The sequence below is a fragment of the Mycobacterium sp. NGS11 genome (genome assembly GCF_059813315.1).
This window is the reverse complement of sequence record NZ_JCALEJ010000044.1, coordinates 1-15,858: the sequence shown is the minus strand read 5'-3', so window position 1 is coordinate 15,858 and position 15,858 is coordinate 1. Positions and strand designations below refer to the sequence as shown.

Below are 15,858 nucleotides of genomic sequence, written 5' to 3'. Positions count from 1 at the left end.
CGAGCGGGGGAACCACGGCCCTGGCTAATGTGCTTTCAGCGACTACACGATGGAGGGTGGACATGACGGTCGTGCGGGGTATGTCGGCGCTTTTCCGGGTGTTCTGCGTAGCCGTGCTGGCGGTCGGGTTGGCCTTCGCGCTACAGCCCGCGGCAACCGTCGGCAAGGCCAGAGCGGCAGGCTACGAAAGCCTGATGGTTCCGTCGGCGGCGATGGGCCGCGACATTCCGGTGGCCTTCATGGCCGGTGGCCCGCACATGGTCGTGCTACTGGATGCGTTCGACGCCGCACCGGACGTCAGCAACTGGGTGACCGCGGGGAACGCGATGAACACTCTGGCGGGCAAGGGGATCTCGGTCGCGGCGCCCGCCGGCGGCGCGTACAGCATGTACACCAACTGGGAGCAGGACGGTAGCAAGCAGTGGGACACCTTCCTGTCCAGCGAGCTGCCCGACTGGCTGGCCGCCAACAAGGGCCTGGCGCCCGGCGGGCACGCCGCCGTCGGTGCCGCGCAGGGCGGTTACGGCGCGATGGCGCTGGCCGCATTCCACCCCGACCGCTACGGCTTCGCAGGCTCGCTGTCCGGGTTCCTCTACCCGTCGGACACCACGACCAACGGCGCGATCCTGGCGGGTCTGCAGCAGTTCGGCGGTGTGGACGGCAACGGCATGTGGGGAGCCCCGCAGCTGGGCCGGTGGAAGTGGCACGACCCCTACGTGCACTCCTCGCTGCTGGCGCAGAACAACACCCGCGTCTGGGTCTACAGCCCGACGAACGACAGCGCCAGCGATCCCGCCGCGATGATCGGCCAGGCCGCCCAGGCGATGGGCAACAGCCGGATGTTCTATCAGCAGTACCGCAGCAACGGCGGCCACAACGGCCACTTCGACTTCCCCGGCGGCGGCGACAACGGCTGGGGTTCGTGGTCGGGGCAGCTCGGGGCGATGTCGGGCGAGATCGTCGGCGCCATTCGCTAGCGCCGATCGCGAGCGCGGCGAAGCCGGGCGCTGCGGGTCGGCGCCATTGGGCTAGCGCCGATCGCGAGCGCGGCGATGCCGCCCGCTGCGGGTCGCTGGCCGGCCGGCCCACCCGGCCGAGCCGGTACCGTGTAGGGGGTGCAGCAGGGGTCGGGAGGACCGCGTAGCTGCGTTCCACCGACACTGCTGGCAGGAGAACATGGCTACAAGCGCGCGGCGTAAGCGGCAACGCACCCTCGCCTGGATCGCCGCACTGTCCGTCGCCGCCGTCGTCCTGCTTGGCATCCTGGCCGCGGTGACCTTGCTGCGCGGGCACTCCTCGGAGCCGAGCGCGGTCCCGCCCGGGGTCCTGCCCCCGTCGTCGACGACGACGCACTCGCACAAGCCGCGGCCCGCGTCTCAGGACGCTTCGTGCCCCGACGTCCTCCTGGTCAACGTCCCCGGCACGTGGGAGTCCTCGGTGCAGGACGACCCCGGCAACCCCGTCCAATTCCCCAACGCGCTGCTGCACAAGGCGACCGCGACCCTCACCCAGCAGTTCCCGTCGTCGCGGGTGCAGGCCTTCACCACGCCGTACACCGCGCAGTTTCACAATCCGCTGAGCGGCGACACGCAGATGTCCTACAACGCCAGCCGCGCCGAAGGCACCCGCGCGACCGTGCAGGCGATGACCGACATGAACGCCAAGTGCCCGTTGACCAGTTACGTGCTGATGGGCTTTTCGCAGGGCGCCGTGATCATGGGCGACATCGCCAGCGACATCGGCAACGGGCGCGGACCCGTCGACGACGACCTGGTGTTGGGTGTGACGTTGATCGCTGACGGTCGTCGCCAGATCGGCGTCGGCAACGACATCGGGCCCAACCCGCCGGGGCAGGGAGCCGAGATCACGTTGCACGAGGTGCCCATCCTGTCCGGAATGGGCCTCACCATGACCGGTGAGCGCCCCGGCGGTTTCGGCGACCTCAACGGCAAGACCAATGAAATCTGCGCGCCGGGCGACCTGATCTGCGCCGCTCCCGAGGAGGCGTTCAGCATTGCGAACCTGCCGACCACGCTGAACACCTTGGCCGGCGGAGCCGGTCAGCCGGTCCACGCGCTGTACGCGACGACGCAATGCTGGAGCATCGACGGGGCGCCGGCGACCGACTGGACGCTCAACTGGGCTCACGGTCTGATCGCAAATGCGCCACAACCAAAACACGGATGATCGGGCTGGCCGGACACAAGCCTCAGGTAGCGGTTGCCGATGCCGATCAGCGGTACCTTGTGATTTGGTCTGCCGTAGGCGGCCCCGTAACATTAAGAGGAATTTAAGAGCTATCGGACCTTTGTCGCGCACCCGATCGGGTGGATGCTGGCTAGGGCTGGCACATCACCGGCGTTCTCGACGGGTGCCGTGCGAGGTCCGGCGCGTGTGACCAGACATGCAACCGGCGGCATGGCCGGCTGAGGGACGAAGCCGTCGGCGGAGCCGACCTAGGGACAACGAGTCGGCCTAGCCGACCGAAAACAGGCGTGACAGGAGAGCGGCATGGCGTACCACAACCCGTTCATCGTGAATGGAAAGATCAAGTTCCCGGACAACACGAACCTGGTCAAGCACGTTGAAAAGTGGGCGAGGGTTCGCGGCGACAAGCTCGCCTACCGGTTCGTCGACTTCTCCACCGAACGCGACGGCGAGTACCGCGACATCGTGTGGCGCGACTTCAGCGCCCGCAACCGGGCCGTGGGCGCCCGCCTGCAGCAGGTCACCCAGCCGGGCGACCGCATCGCCGTCCTGTGCCCGCAGAACCTCGACTACCTCATCGCGTTCTTCGGTGCGCTGTACGCCGGCCGCATCGCGGTGCCGTTGTTCGACCCCGCCGAGCCGGGTCACGTCGGCCGCCTGCACGCCGTCCTCGATGACTGCGCCCCCTCGACGATCCTGACCACCACCGACGCCGCCGAGGGCGTCCGCAAGTTCATCCGCGCCCGTTCGGCCAAGGAACGGCCCCGCGTGATCGCCGTCGACGCGGTCCCCAACGAGGTCGCGTCGACGTGGGAGCCGCCGGAGGCCGAAGAGGACACCATCGCCTACCTGCAGTACACGTCCGGCTCCACCCGCACCCCGACCGGCGTGCAGATCACCCACCTCAACCTGCCCACCAACGTGTTGCAGGTGCTCAACGGCCTGGAAGGCAAGGAGGGCGACCGCGGGCTGAGCTGGCTGCCGTTCTTCCACGACATGGGGCTGATCACGGCGCTGCTCTCGCCGGTGCTGGGCCATAACTTCACCTTCATGACGCCGGCCGCCTTCGTGCGCCGCCCGGGCCGCTGGATCCGCGAGATGGCGCGCAAGCCCGAGGACGATCCCGACAGCGAGGTCTTCACCGTCGCGCCGAACTTCGCGTTCGAGCACGCGGCGGTCCGCGGGGTGCCCAAGGAGGGTGAGCCGCCGCTGGACCTGAGCAACGTCAAGGCGATCCTCAACGGCAGCGAGCCGGTGTCCCCGGCGTCGATGCGCAAGTTCTACGAGGCGTTTGCGCCCTACGGTCTGCGGGAGACCGCGATCAAGCCGTCTTACGGCCTGGCCGAGGCGACGCTGTTCGTCTCCACGACGCCGATGGACGAGGCGCCCACGGTCATCCACGTCGACCGCGACGAGCTGAACAAGCAGCGCTTCGTCGAGGTGCCCGCCGATTCGCCGAAGGCCGTCCCGCAGGTCTCGGCCGGCATCATCGGCGTCGACGAGTGGGCCGTCATCGTCGACCCGGAGACCGCCAGCGAGCTGCCGGACGATCAGATCGGCGAGATCTGGCTGCACGGGAAAAACCTGGGCACCGGCTACTGGGGACGGGAAGGCGAGACCAACGACGTCTTCCGCAACATCCTCAAGTCGCGGATCAGCCAGTCACACGCCGAGGGTGCCCCCGACGACGGCACCTGGGTCAAGACCGGCGACTACGGGACCTACCACAAGGGCCACCTCTACATCGCGGGTCGCATCAAGGACCTGGTCATCATCGACGGCCGCAACCACTACCCGCAGGACCTGGAGTACTCGGCGCAGGAGGCCAGCAAGGCGCTGCGCACCGGCTACGTGGCCGCCTTCTCGGTGCCGGCGAACCAGTTGCCGAAGGAAGTGTTCGACAACCCGCACGCCGGCATCAAGTACGACCCCGACGACGTCTCCGAGCAGCTGGTGATCGTCGCCGAGCGCGCGGCCGGCTCGCACAAGCTGGACTACCAGCCCATCGCCGACGACATCCGGGCCGCGATCGCCGTGCGCCACGGCGTCACCGTGCGCGACCTGCTGCTGGTGCAGTCGGGAACGATCCCGCGTACCTCCAGCGGCAAGATCGGGCACCGCGCCTGCCGCGCGGCCTACCTCGACGGCAGTCTGCGAAGCGGCGTCGGTTCGCCGACGGCGTTCGCCAGCTCCACTGACTGAATTCCTGAGGACCATGGCTGACACCGAGCACCCCGAAAACCACACCCCGGGCGGACAGGAGCCCGCCGCACCCCCCGCCAAGGGCACCGACATGACCGTGCCCGAGATGCGCGAATGGCTGCGCAACTGGGTGGGCCGGGCGGTCGGGAAATCACCCGACGAGATCGATGAGTCGGTGCCGATGGTCGAGCTGGGCCTGGCGTCGCGGGACGCCGTGGCGATGGCCGCCGACATCGAGGACATGACCGGCGTGACGCTGTCTGTCGCGGTGGCGTTCCAGCACCCGACCATCGAATCGCTGGCCACCCGCATCATCGAGGGCGAACCCGAGGTCGCCGACGACGAACTCGACGGCGCCGACTGGACGCGTACCGGCCCGGCCGAACGCGTCGACATCGCGATCGTGGGCCTGTCGACCCGGCTGCCCGGCGACATGAACTCCCCCGACGAGACCTGGGCGGCGCTGATGGAGGGTCGCGACGCCATCACCGATCTGCCCGAGGGCCGCTGGTCGGAATTCCTCGAGGAGCCGCGCATCGCGGCGCGCGTCGGCACCGCGCGTACCCGGGGCGGCTACCTGAAGGACATCAAGGGCTTCGACTCGGAGTTCTTCGCGGTCGCCAAGACCGAGGCCGACAACATCGACCCGCAGCAGCGGATGGCGCTGGAGCTCACCTGGGAGGCGCTCGAGCACGCGCGCATCCCGGCGTCGAGCCTGCGCGGCGAGGCCGTCGGCGTGTACGTGGGCTTCTCCAACAACGACTACCAATTCCTGGCGGTGTCGGACCCCACCGTCGCGCACCCGTACGCGATCACCGGCACGGCCAGCTCGATCATCGCCAACCGGGTGTCCTACTTCTACGACTTCCGCGGACCGTCGGTGGCGCTGGACACCGCCTGCTCGAGCTCGCTGGTGGCGACGCATCAGGCGGTGCAGGCGCTGCGCAACGGCGAGTGCGATGTGGCGGTCGCCGGTGGCGTCAACGCGCTGCTCACGCCGTTGGTGACGCTCGGGTTCGACGAGATCGGCGCGGTGCTGGCCCCCGACGGCCGGATCAAGTCGTTCTCCTCGGACGCCGACGGCTACACGCGGTCCGAGGGTGGCGGCATGTTCGTGCTCAAGCGGGTCGACGACGCCCGCCGCGACGGCGATCAGATCCTCGCCGTCATCGCGGGCAGCGCCGTCAACCACGACGGCCGGTCCAACGGCCTGATCGCCCCCAACCAGGACGCCCAGGCCGAGGTGTTGCGCCGGGCCTACAAGGACGCCGGGATCGATCCGCGCACCGTCGACTACATCGAGGCGCACGGCACCGGCACCGTCCTCGGTGACCCGATCGAGGCCGAGGCACTGGGCCGCGTCGTCGGGCGGGGCCGCCCCGCCGACCGTCCCGCGCTGCTGGGTGCGGTGAAAACCAATGTGGGACACCTGGAGTCGGCCGCCGGCGCGGCGAGCCTGGCCAAGGTGGTGCTGGCGTTGCAGCACGACAAGCTGCCGCCGTCCATCAACTTCGCCGGTCCCAGCCCCTACATCGACTTCGACGGCATGCGGCTGAAAGTCGTTGACAGCGCCAGCGATTGGCCGCGCTACGGGGGCTACGCCCTGGCCGGCGTGTCCAGCTTCGGCTTCGGTGGCGCCAACGCCCACCTGGTGGTGCGCGAGGTGCTGCCCCGCGACGTCGTCGAGCGCGAAGCCGAGCCGCAGGCCGAGGTCATCGCTCCGGCGGCCGCCGGCGAGTACCCCGCCGAGGCGCCCACGATGGAAAGCCACTCGCTGCGGTTCGACGACTTCGGCAACATCATTCCGGACCCCTCCGAGGTGGAGGAAGAGGAATACGAGCTTCCCGGTGTCACCGACGAGGCGCTGCGCCTCAAAGCGATCGCGCTGGAAGAGCTTGCCGCACAAGAGGAATCAGCGCCACTGATTCCGCTGGCCGTGTCGGCGTTCCTGACGTCGCGCAAGAAGGTCGCGGCCGCCGAGCTCGCGGACTGGATGGAGAGCCCGGAGGGGCAGGCGTCGTCGCTGGAATCCATTGGCCGGGCGCTGTCGCGGCGCAACCACGGCCGTTCGCGTGCGGTGGTGCTGGCCCATGACCACGAAGAGGCCGTCAAGGGCCTGCGCGCGATCGCCGAGGGCAAGCAGCGCCCCAACGTGTTCAGCACCGACGGGCCGGTGACCAGCGGTCCGGTGTGGGCGATGGCCGGTTTCGGTGCGCAGCACCGCAAGATGGGCAAGAACCTGTACCTGCGCAACGAGGTCTTCGCCGAGTGGATCGAGAAGGTCGACGCGCTGATCCAGGACGAGCGCGGTTACTCGGTGCTCGAGTTGATCCTCGACGACTCGGTCGACTACGGCATCGAGACCAGCAACGTCGTCATCTTCGCGATCCAGATCGCCCTGGGCGAATTGCTCAAGCACCACGGCGCCAAACCCGCTGCGGTGATCGGCCAGTCGCTCGGCGAACCCGCGTCGGCGTACTTCGCCGGCGGCCTGTCGCTGGCGGACGCGGCCCGCGTGATCGCGTCGCGCTCGCACCTGATGGGCGAGGGCGAGTCGATGCTGTTCGGCGAGTACATCCGGTTCATGGCGCTCGTCGAGTACTCCGCCGACGAGCTCAAGACGGTGTTCGGTGACTTCCCCGGCCTGGAGGTGTGCGTCTACGCCGCGCCCAGCCAGACCGTGATCGGCGGCCCGCCGGACCAGATCGACGCGATCGTCGCCCGCGCGCAGGCCGAGGGCCGCTTCGCCCGCAAGCTGCAAACCAAGGGTGCGGGCCACACCTCGCAGATGGATCCGCTGCTCGGCGAATTCTCCGCCGAGCTGCAGGGCATTCACCCGCTGAGCCCGACGGTCGGAATCTTCTCGACCGTACACGAGGGCACCTACATCAAGCCGGGCGGCGAGCCCGTCCACGATGTCGCCTACTGGGTCAAGGGAATGCGGCATTCGGTCTACTTCACCCACGGCGTGCGCAACGCCGTCGACAGCGGCCACACCACTTTCCTGGAGCTCGCGCCCAACCCGGTGGCGCTGATGCAGATCGGCCTGACCACCGCGGCCGCGGGTCTGCATGACGCCCAACTGATTCCGACGCTGGCCCGCAAGCAGGACGACGTCGAGTCGATGATCTCGGCGATGGCCCAGCTCTTCGTCCACGGCCACGACCTGGACATCCGCACCTTGTTCACCCGGGCGCAGGGCCCCGAGGACTACGCGAACATCCCGCCGACGAAGTTCAAACGCAAAGAGCACTGGCTCGACGTGCACTTCTCCGGCGACGGCTCGGTGATCATGCCGGGGACACACGTCGCGCTGCCGGACGGCCGGCACGTGTGGGAGTACGCACCGCGCAACGGCGACACCGATCTGGCCGCGTTGGTGAGATCCGCTGCCACACAGGTGCTTTCGGATGCTCAGCTGGTGGCTTCCGAGCAGCGCGCGGTGCCCGGCGCGGGTGCCCGACTGGTGACCACGATGACCCGGCACCCCGGTGGCGCCGCGGTGCAGGTGCACGCCCGCATCGACGAGTCCTTCACCCTGGTCTACGACGCGCTGGTGTCGCGGGCGGGCCAGAGTGTGGCCGCGCTGCCCACAGCGGTGGGCGCCGGTGCGACCATCGCCGCGCCGACCACGACCGCCGCGATCGAGGCACCCGCGGCGCCGGCCGAGCCGGACGACGCCGAGACGCTGTCGGACAGCCTGACCAACCGCTACCTGCCGTCCAACGTGGGCAGGTGGACACCGGATTCGGGCGAGACCATCGGCGAGCGGCTGGGCATGATCGTCTCGGCGGCCATGGGTTACGAGCCCGAGGACCTGCCGTGGGAGGTGCCGCTGATCGAGCTCGGCCTCGACTCGCTGATGGCGGTGCGGATCAAGAACCGCGTCGAATACGACTTCGACATGCCGCCCATCCAGTTGACCGCGGTGCGCGACGCCAACCTGTACGCCGTCGAGAAGCTGATCGAGTACGCGGTCGAGCACCGCGACGAGGTCGAGCAGCTATACGAGCACCAGAAGACGCTGACGCCCGAGGAGATCGCCAAGGAGCAGGCCCAGCTGCTCAGCGGGGCGACGCCGACATCGGCCGCCGCACCCGCACCCGACCCGCAGGCGGAGCCCGAGACCCAGCCGGAGACGCCGTCGGACGCGACGATCCCGCCGCCGCCGACGGATCCGTCCGGCCCGAAGGGCGCGGCGACGAACGGCGCGAAGCCGGACCTGGCGGGTGCGCTCAGCCAGGAGGCGGTGGCCAAGGCACTGAATTCCGATGTGCCACCGCGTGATGCCGCCGAGCGCGTCACCTTCGCCACCTGGGCGATCGTCACGGGCAAGTCGCCGGGCGGCATCTTCAATCCGCTGCCCAAGCTGGACGCAGACACCGCGGCCAAGATGGCGCAGCGGCTCTCGGAGCGCGCCGAGGGCGCCATCACCGCCGAGGACGTCCAGACGTCGGAGACCATCGAAGCGCTGGCCGAAAAGGTCCGTCAGTACTTGGAGGCCGGTCAGATCGACGGCTTCGTCCGCACCCTGCGGGCCCCGCAGAACGAGTCGCAGATACCCGTGTTCGTGTTCCACCCGGCCGGCGGTTCGACCGTGGTCTACGAGCCGCTGCTGAAGCGGTTGCCGGCGGACACGCCGATGTATGGCTTCGAGCGCGTCGAGGGCACCGTGCAGGAACGGGCCGCCCAGTATGTGCCGAAGCTGTTGGAGATGAACGAGGGCAAGCCGTTCATCCTGGCCGGGTGGTCGCTCGGCGGCGCGCTGGCGTACGCCTGCGCGATCGGGCTGAAGCGGGCGGGCGCCGACGTGCGCTTCGTCGGGATGATCGACACGGTGCGCGCCGGCGAGGAAATCCCGCAGACGCAGGAGGAGACCCGCAAGCGCTGGGACCGGTACGCGAAATTCGCCGAGCGCACCTTCAACGTCGAGATTCCCGCGATCCCCTACGAGCAGCTGGAAGCGCTCGACGACGAGGGACAGGTCAAGTTCGTCCTGGACATCGTCCAGCAGAGCGGCGTGCAGATCCCGGGCGGCATCGTCGAGCACCAGCGGACGTCCTACCTGGACAACCGGGCGCTCGAGACCGTCCAGATCGAGCCGTACGACGGGCACGTCACCCTGTACATGGCCGATCGCTACCACGATGACGTCATCCAGTTCGAGCCGCGCTACGCGATCCGTCAGCCCGACGGCGGCTGGGGCGAGTACGTAGCGGACCTCGAGGTGGTTCCGATCGGCGGCGAGCACATCCAGGCCATCGACGAACCGATCATCGGCAAGGTCGGTGCTCACCTCGCCGACGTGCTGAATAAGGTGGAGGCCGAAACCAGTCAGACGAGTGAGGTGGGCAAGTAGTGACGGAGACCGTGCCAGCTCCGGAGGCAGCTCCCATTCAGCACACCACCGCCGAGAAGCTGGCCGAGCTCCGAGCTCGCCTGGAGTTGGCCAAAGAGCCCGGTGGTGAGAAAGCCGCCGCCAAGCGCGACAAGAAGGGCATCCCGAGCGCCCGCGCGCGGGTGCACGCCCTGGTCGATCCGGGCACCTTCCTGGAAGTCGGGGCGCTGGCCAAAACGCCCAACGACCCCAACGCGCTCTACGGTGACGGCTGCATCACCGGACACGCCATGATCGACGGCCGGCCGGTCGGGGTGTTCTCCCACGACCAGACCGTGTTCCAGGGCACGGTCGGCGAGATGTTCGGCCGCAAGGTCGCGCGCCTGATGGAGTGGTGCGCGATGGTCGGCTGCCCGATCATCGGCATCCAGGATTCGGGTGGCGCCCGCATCCAGGACGCGGTCACCTCGCTGGCCTGGTATGCCGAGCTGGGCCGCCGCCACGAGGCTTTGAGCGGCCTGGTGCCGCAGATCTCCCTCATCTTCGGCAAATGCGCTGGGGGAGCGGTGTATTCACCGATCCAGGACGACCTGCTGGTCTCGGTGCGCGACCAGGGCTACTTCTTCGTCACCGGCCCCGATGTGATCCGGGAAGTCACCGGCGAGGACGTCACCCTCGACGAGCTCGGTGGTTCGGACGCGCAGGCCCGCTACGGCAACATCCACCAGGTGGTGAACTCCGAGGCCGAGGCGTTCCAGTACGTCCGTGACTTCCTGTCGTTCCTGCCGTCGAGCGCCGTCAGCGAGCCGCCGATCGTCAACCCCGGCCTGGAGCCGGAGACGACCCCGACCGATCTGGAGCTCGACACGATCGTGCCGGACTCGGACAACATGGCCTACGACATGCACGAGATCCTGTTGCGGATCTTCGACGACGGCGACTTCCTCGAGGTCGCCGCGCAACACGGGCCGGCCATCATCACCGGGTACGCCCGCGTCGATGGACGCCCGGTGGGCGTGATCGCGAACCAGCCCATGCACCTGTCGGGGTCGATCGACAACGAGGCCTCCGACAAGGCGGCGCGATTCATCCGGTTCTGCGACGCGTTCAACATCCCGCTGGTGTTCGTGGTGGACACGCCTGGCTTCCTGCCGGGCGCCGAGCAGGAGAAGAACGGCATCATCAAGCGCGGCGGCCGGTTCCTGTACTCGGTCGTCGAGGCCGACGTGCCGAAGGTGACGATCACCGTCCGCAAGTCATACGGCGGCGCCTACGCCGTCATGGGGTCGCGGCAGCTGACCGCCGACTTCAACTTCGCGTGGCCGACCGCGCGGATCGCGGTGATCGGCGCGGAAGGGGCCGCGCAGCTGCTGATGAAGCGGTTCCCCGACCCCACCACGCCCGAGGCGCAGCAGATCAAGAAGGACTTCATCGAGGGCTACAACCTCAACATGGCGATCCCGTGGACCGCCGCCGAGCGCGGCTTCATCGATGCCGTCATCGACCCGCACGAGACCAGGCTGCTGCTGCGCAAGTCGATGAGACTGCTGCGGGAGAAGCAACTCTGGTTCCGCACGGCGCGTAAGCACGGTCTCATCCCGATCTAATCGCGATCGCCCGGTCGACGTCGCGCTACTTGGTGGCTTCGACGAAATAGCCGCGAGGCGCCGTCGCCACGTCCATCGGCGCCGCCGGCGCATACCAGCGGCCGTACCGATTCCCGGGTTCCGCGACGTCGGTGACCGTTGCCGACCAGCCAAGGCGTTGCGCCAACCGGCCCGGCTCGTCGGTGCCGAAGAGCCACGGGGCGCCGCTGCGCGCCATCGACTCGAGCAGCGGCGCCATGGCCGCCGATTCCAGGAGCGTTTTGCCGACGACGTCATACAGCAGGACCGAGCCGGGCGCCGCGAGCGCGTCGACACGATCGAACAACGCATCCACCGCGGTCGTGTCCAGGTACTGCAACAGCCCTTCGATCAGCCACACCGTCGGCGCCGATGAATCCAGGCCGGCGGAGCTTATGGCGGCCGGCCAGTCGTCGGCCAGGTCGACGCTCGCCGGGACGCGCCGGCACCGCGGCGGATCACCGGCAAGCAGACTGGCTTTTGCCGACAACACCTCCGGCTGGTCCAGCTCGTAGACGACGGTGCCGTCGGGCCAGGACAGCCGGTACGCACGGGCGTCCATGCCGGCAGCAAGGATGACGATCTGCCGAACCTTCTGTGCGGCTCGCAGCAGCGCCTCGTCCCAGAATCGGGTGCGCACAACGATCTGCACGGTGGACCGTTCCCCGGTTTCGGTCAGGGCCGCCGCAAGCAACTCGCGTCCGCGGTCGCCGGCCAGCCGTTCGGCGAAGGGGTCGGCGAAAAGCCGGTCGTCCCGGGCGGTTTCGTGGGCGCGGATCGCCGCGACCAACAGGCCGGTGTCCGCGACCGCATCGAGGTTGTCCATGACGCCATCATCGGCGCTGCGCGGCGGTGCGGCTTGGATATTTTGGCCTCGTTCGCGAATCAGTCCGGCACCGCGCCCAGTTGGACATGTCCGGGCATCGACGATCGTCGCCGCGGGTACTGCGTCGGCGAAAAACCCGTGAACGAGCCGAACTCGCGCACGAAGTGGGGCTGGTCGAAATATCCGAGGTCGGCCGCGATCGCCGCGCCCCGCGCCGGGGTGTTGAGCGCGCGCAGGGCCGCCTGCAAACGGCGCACCCGAAAATAGGCCTTCGGGGACAGTCCGACTTCGGAACGGAACAGCGCGGTGAACCTCTTACGTGAAAGGCCGGTCAGCAGTTGAGCTTTCGATACCCGCATGGACGGGTCGAGATCAGCGGAGCGCAATATCGACGCCAGCCGCGGATCCGGCCCTACGGCGTGCGGGCGTATCCGCTGGATCAGGAACGTCTCCAGCAACGCCACCCGCCGTGATGCCGAGCCGGCTGCGCTGAGTTGCTCGCGCAGCCGCTCTGCGCTCGAGCCCCACAGATCCTGCAGTCCGACGAGGGCATCCTCCAGGTCGCCCAGCGGATACCCAAGGAATGCCAAAGCACCCGCGGGCCGGAAATGGATGGTCATGATGCTGTGGTCGGGCCCGACCCGGATGACGTAGGAGGCCACGCCCGCACCGGCGGCGAACGCGGACGGGACCGTCATCGGTGTGTGGCCGTCGGAGGCGTAGAAGCCGAGGTCGGTGCGGCCATCGACGTCAATGATCGCGGTGACCGCTCCTCGCGGCAGCGCGCGGCTGGCGTGTGGGCCGGTTGCGCCTGCGCCGTCCCAGTAACCGAAATACTCGATGTGCTGGGCGAGTTGGGGATTGGGTCGGTATAACCGGTGACTAGCCATTGCGCGCCTCGCCTATGTCTTCAACGCGCCGTCCAGCAGTTCGTCGAAGCGCTCCAGCGCCTCGTCGGAGTCGGCGTCGATACCGCGCAGCGCCCCGCGATCGGCGAGATAGCGCTGCGCGTACAGTCGCGCGACGAGCGCCTTGCGCTCACCACCGCGCGTGGCGCGCTCCCAGGCCGCCTGCTCGATGAGCAACGCACCGGCATAGACGTCACCCATGAATTGGGCCAGCGCAAACAGCCGCGCCTCGGCCACCTGTCTGTCGAGCTTGGTCCATGCGGTGATCGCCGCGTCGAGGTCCTCGATCCGGCCGGCGACCAGCCGGGTGGCTTCGCCGTCGTCGGCGACCGACACCGCATCGCGCAGCCGGGCCAACAGCGTCTCGTGAGCGCGCGTCTGCTCGATCCCGCGTCGCACATCCAGGCACAGAATGTTGTCCGGGCCCTCCCAGATGGTGTTGACCTGAGCGTCACGCAGCAGCCGCGCCACCGGCCAGGTCTCGATATAGCCGTTGCCGCCGTGGATTTCGATCGCATCCGACGCCGCGGTGATCCCCAGCCGGCACACCTTGAGCTTGGTGACCGGCACGGCGATCCGTTGCCGCATGCTGCGCGGCTGACGATGGTTGGTGGCGCCGGTGCCGTCGAACACCAACGCCTGTGCGGCCTCGACGTCGACGATCATCTCGGCGAGTTTGCGCCGCATCAGCGGCTTGTCGATGAGCGCGCCGCCGAATGCTTGCCGTTGCCGGGCGTAGCACAGCGATTCGACCAGGGCGCGTCGCGCGTTACCGAGCCCGAACAAGGCGATGCCCAGGCGCGCGGCGTTGGTCAGCTCCATCATGCGTCCCAGCCCCTTGCCGTCCGACGGGCCGGCGGCGTCGGTGGGCTCACCGGACAGCAAAAACGCTTCGGCGTCAACGAATTCGACCTCACCGGACGCCACCGAGCGGGTGCCCAGCTTGTCCTTCAGCCGCCGGACCCGGACCCCGTTGCGCGAACCGTCGCGCCGCGTGCGCAGCACCAGGAAGTTGGCGACGCCCCGCGAAGTATCCGGTGCCCCTTCGGGTTTCGCCAAGACCACGAACGCCTCCCCGGCGCAGTTGGATGCGAACCACTTGAAGCCGTTCAGCAACCACGCTTGGCCATTTTCGCCGCCGACGCGTCGAGCGGTGGTTTCCAGCGCGCCCAAGTCGGAGCCGCCGGTGCGTTCGGTCAGCAGCTGCGCCGTCTCGCCGGCCCACTCGCCCAAGGCGAATTTGGCCAGCACGTGTTCGGCCACATCGGGTGGCGCGTAGGCGGCCACCAGCGACTGGACCATGCCGCCGCCGGTGCCCAATGCGCAACCCATCCCGATATCGGCTTGGTTGAGCAGGTAATTCGACGCGAACATCGGCAGCGACGAGCTGATCTTCGCCTCGCGTGCCTCGGTTCGCAGCGCCTGCTGGGCATCCAGAACCGCACGCTTGGACTGCGTGAAGGAGGCCGGCATCACCACCTCGCTGATGTCGTGACCCCACCGGTCGTAGCGCTGCAGCTGCGGTGGGTTGCGATCGGTCTCTTCGGCCCACCGCGCCACCGGGCCGCCCATCAGTTCACCGATGCGCGTCAAGTGCCGCTCGGCCAGTTCCAGTTCCTCGGGCTCGAGGTAGTAGGCCATGGTGAATCGCAGCGTGGGATCGGTGAGGTACCAATTGAGGCCCACGGCTCCGCGGTAGTTCTCCGTCGCGTAGCGCTGGGATTTCTCATCGGTGGAAAACGGCAGGCGGTCCACCGCCTCGACGGCGTAGTCACTCATCAGTCAGACGCTACGCGCCGAGCGGGGCGGTCACCGAGTGTCAGCCGCCCGCGGCGGTGAGGAAGATCAGCCGGAAATTGCCGATCTGGAGTAGGTCGCCGTTGGTCAGCACCGCAGAGTCGACGGCGGCGCGGTTGAGGTAGGTGCCGTTCAGGCTGCCGCGATCGACGACGCGGAATTCGCCATTCGCGGCGTGGAACTCGGCGTGCCTGCGGCTGACCGTGATGTCGTCGAGAAAGATGTCGCTGGCCGGGTGCCGCCCCGCGTTCATCACCGGCTGGTTCAGCTCGAACTTCGCGCCCACGTTGGGACCCCGCTTCACCACGAGCATGGCCGAGCCGCGGGCCAGCGTCGCGGCCGCCTCGGCGACGGCCGACGATGCGTCGATCTCGTCGTGCGGGTCGGCAGGCAGTACCGAACCGATGTCGCCGGTGGCTTCACCCGCCGCGATCGGTTGCTGCCTTGTCTCCTCGTTTGGCGCCGACACCGTTTCCTCTCGCCCCGTCGATACCTCCATCGCAGCATTTGCCGCGAGCGTCAAGATAGGGACCGAAGTCCCTGTTTCGTCCGGGGCGATTGTGCAGAGGTTGACGGCGTTGGTTTACGCCCGCACCGGCACCAGGAACTCGGACGTATAGAACTCGGCCGGGTTTTGTGAGTTCGCATTCGGCCGCTCGATAATCATCCATATGCCGGTCGTGCCCGGGTGCAGGGTGTCGGTAACGGTGGTCGTTCCGTTCCCCGCGCCGTCGAGATCCATGCCGGTAAACGCGGTCCCCGGGTCCCCGGGTCCGCAGGTCGACGAGGCCGGGCGGGGTTCTTCGATGATGCCGACGTCGTAATGCATGCCCGGCTCGGGCCCGTCGACCAGACGCACCTCGGCGACGGCCCGGTTCCCGCTGGTGCGGACGATTGCCGAACCGCTGCCGAGCATCGGGCCCGGCACCTGGGGTGCGATGGCGACCTTGCTGA

At 68.4% G+C, this 15,858-nt stretch carries 10 protein-coding genes; 5 read left to right on the top strand and 5 right to left on the bottom strand.

The window, feature by feature from the left end; genetic code table 11:
- Nucleotides 1–71: 71 nt before the first annotated feature.
- From AC5Y4T_RS25545 to AC5Y4T_RS25525, 5 genes are all read left to right on the top strand, one after another.
- On the top strand, nucleotides 72–977 hold the full coding sequence (locus AC5Y4T_RS25545; RefSeq protein ID WP_499917660.1) for an alpha/beta hydrolase-fold protein: 906 nt from the start codon (nucleotides 72–74) through the stop codon (nucleotides 975–977).
- Nucleotides 978–1,176: 199 nt separating this feature from the next.
- Complete coding sequence (gene culp6 / locus AC5Y4T_RS25540) at nucleotides 1,177–2,187, top strand: carboxylesterase Culp6 (RefSeq protein WP_499956061.1); 1,011 nt, start codon at nucleotides 1,177–1,179, stop codon at nucleotides 2,185–2,187.
- 324 nt (nucleotides 2,188–2,511) lie between these two features.
- Nucleotides 2,512–4,410 (top strand): long-chain-fatty-acid--AMP ligase FadD32, encoded by a 1,899-nt coding sequence (gene fadD32, locus AC5Y4T_RS25535; protein ID WP_499917263.1) that lies wholly within the window; start codon nucleotides 2,512–2,514, stop codon nucleotides 4,408–4,410.
- A 91-nt stretch (nucleotides 4,411–4,501) separates the two neighbouring features.
- The gene (gene pks13, locus AC5Y4T_RS25530; RefSeq protein WP_499956063.1) at nucleotides 4,502–9,769 is read left to right on the top strand and encodes a polyketide synthase Pks13; all 5,268 of its coding nucleotides are present in this window, start codon (nucleotides 4,502–4,504) and stop codon (nucleotides 9,767–9,769) included.
- Nucleotides 9,770–9,780: 11 nt separating this feature from the next.
- Nucleotides 9,781–11,355: an acyl-CoA carboxylase subunit beta gene (locus AC5Y4T_RS25525; RefSeq protein ID WP_499917658.1), complete on the top strand. Its 1,575-nt coding sequence runs from the start codon at nucleotides 9,781–9,783 to the stop codon at nucleotides 11,353–11,355.
- A 25-nt stretch (nucleotides 11,356–11,380) separates the two neighbouring features.
- Here AC5Y4T_RS25525 and AC5Y4T_RS25520 read toward each other — a convergent pair whose 3' ends face one another.
- The 5 genes from AC5Y4T_RS25520 to AC5Y4T_RS25500 all read right to left on the bottom strand — a co-directional run.
- Nucleotides 11,381–12,199, bottom strand: a complete 819-nt coding sequence (locus AC5Y4T_RS25520) for an SAM-dependent methyltransferase (protein ID WP_499956059.1) — start codon at nucleotides 12,197–12,199, stop codon at nucleotides 11,381–11,383.
- Between the two features lie 59 nt (nucleotides 12,200–12,258).
- Nucleotides 12,259–13,089 (bottom strand): helix-turn-helix domain-containing protein, encoded by an 831-nt coding sequence (locus AC5Y4T_RS25515; protein WP_499956057.1) that lies wholly within the window; start codon nucleotides 13,087–13,089, stop codon nucleotides 12,259–12,261.
- Between the two features lie 12 nt (nucleotides 13,090–13,101).
- Entirely contained in the window at nucleotides 13,102–14,886 is a 1,785-nt protein-coding gene (locus AC5Y4T_RS25510) for an acyl-CoA dehydrogenase family protein (RefSeq protein WP_499956055.1), read from the bottom strand.
- Between the two features lie 40 nt (nucleotides 14,887–14,926).
- Nucleotides 14,927–15,403, bottom strand: coding sequence for an FHA domain-containing protein (locus AC5Y4T_RS25505; RefSeq protein WP_499917258.1), 477 nt, complete (start codon nucleotides 15,401–15,403; stop codon nucleotides 14,927–14,929).
- 84 nt (nucleotides 15,404–15,487) lie between these two features.
- A partial coding sequence (locus tag AC5Y4T_RS25500; protein ID WP_499956053.1) for a hypothetical protein occupies nucleotides 15,488–15,858 on the bottom strand: 371 nt, incomplete at its 5' end.

Excerpts from the sequence above, each read along its gene's own strand:
- culp6 (WP_499956061.1), top strand. The coding sequence starts at position 1,177 with ATGGCTACAAGCGCGCGGCGTAAGCGGCAACGCACCCTCGCCTGGATC.
- fadD32 (WP_499917263.1), top strand. The coding sequence starts at position 2,512 with ATGGCGTACCACAACCCGTTCATCGTGAATGGAAAGATCAAGTTCCCG.
- pks13 (WP_499956063.1), top strand. The coding sequence starts at position 4,502 with ATGACCGTGCCCGAGATGCGCGAATGGCTGCGCAACTGGGTGGGCCGG.
- AC5Y4T_RS25520 (WP_499956059.1), bottom strand. The coding sequence starts at position 12,199 with ATGGACAACCTCGATGCGGTCGCGGACACCGGCCTGTTGGTCGCGGCG.
- AC5Y4T_RS25515 (WP_499956057.1), bottom strand. The coding sequence starts at position 13,089 with ATGGCTAGTCACCGGTTATACCGACCCAATCCCCAACTCGCCCAGCAC.
- AC5Y4T_RS25510 (WP_499956055.1), bottom strand. The coding sequence starts at position 14,886 with ATGAGTGACTACGCCGTCGAGGCGGTGGACCGCCTGCCGTTTTCCACC.
- AC5Y4T_RS25505 (WP_499917258.1), bottom strand. The coding sequence starts at position 15,403 with ATGGAGGTATCGACGGGGCGAGAGGAAACGGTGTCGGCGCCAAACGAG.